Source organism: Phaeodactylibacter luteus (genome assembly GCF_007993045.1).
Lineage (GTDB): Bacteria > Bacteroidota > Bacteroidia > Chitinophagales > Saprospiraceae > Phaeodactylibacter > Phaeodactylibacter luteus.
In genome coordinates, this window is the sequence record NZ_VOOR01000148.1 from 1 (window position 1) to 1095 (window position 1095).

Sequence of the window (1095 nt, forward strand, 5' to 3'; positions counted from 1 at the left end):
CTAGTAGGCTTCGCCATTAATCAATGGATTTATTTTTTAGCAATTCATCGTACTGCCGTTTAAATTTTTTTCTGGCCTGCCCCTTGGTGAAAGTCCATTTGATGACTATCCCTTTGGCATTGCGGCTGTTGCTCCATGCTTGGGCTTGTTCATCAAGTTGCTCTAGGGTTCCTATTCTTCTGCCCTCCAGGCACTGTTTGCATAAGGCAGCGAATTCAATCTCACTTACATTTAGCCAACTGCCCTTTTTAGGAGTGTAAATGAAATTGATCTTTCTACGCAGCTCATCGGCTTTTTGCACAGGAAGGTGCTCATAGAAAGAACTAGCCTCATGAGTATTTAGGTTATCCAGCAACACATCTATGCGCTTTACCTGTTCAAATTCAGTGGCTACTAAATTATCCCAAAACCTGGCAAAGTCCGCTTTCTTGCGGCATTTGCTTACTTCTAAGTAGCGTTTTCCTGCATCTATATTATAAGCTAATAATATGTTACAAGTGCCCTTTTTTTCATACTCTGAATCGGTCCGTTTAGCTTTTCCAGGTTTCATCGCTAAAGGCTCCACTATGTCTCCCAATAATTGGCAGGGGCGTTCATCAAAAGCTAAGCGCACTACCCCCGGCTCCACTTCCCTATTGTAGAAGTCTAGCACGGCCTCCATCCTGGCTATATATTGGCCATTTAAATTGCCTATGCACCACAGGCGTTCTTGCCAGGGTTTGAGTTTGCTTTTTTTAAAACACGGCGCACACTGCTGGGGCTATGGCCTTCCTCATAGCCCAGTTTCACCAGCTCATCCGATAATAGCTCCGCTGTCCATTTCCCGCGCCCTTTTGGCGGAGTAGTGCAGGCAATGGCAGTAATATCTGCTTCATGGTACTCTGTTACTTTCGCCGGGGCTCCGCTTCGAGGGGCATCTTTCAATGCCCGTTCCAAGCCCCCCTCCAGGTAGCGGCTCTTTACTGCTTTAACTGTAGCCGGGCTACAATAAACTTCTTGAGATATCGCCGTAGGTTTGCCGCCTGCATGCAGTTTAAGTAATATCTGTGCTCGCCTGTACTCCCGGCTATTATGATTGCCTTTTTGAAGCAGGCC

Annotated in this window: 2 protein-coding genes; both read right to left on the reverse strand. The window is 46.4% G+C overall.

The features are described from left to right. Window positions 1-16 precede the first annotated feature (16 nt). Entirely contained in the window at window positions 17-703 is a 687-nt protein-coding gene (locus FRY97_RS21895; RefSeq protein WP_147169755.1) for an IS630 family transposase, read from the reverse strand. After that, window positions 691-1095, reverse strand: a 405-nt coding sequence (locus tag FRY97_RS21900) for a helix-turn-helix domain-containing protein (protein ID WP_147169756.1), incomplete at its 5' end; no start/stop codon positions are given. The genes FRY97_RS21895 and FRY97_RS21900, both read right to left, overlap by 13 nt.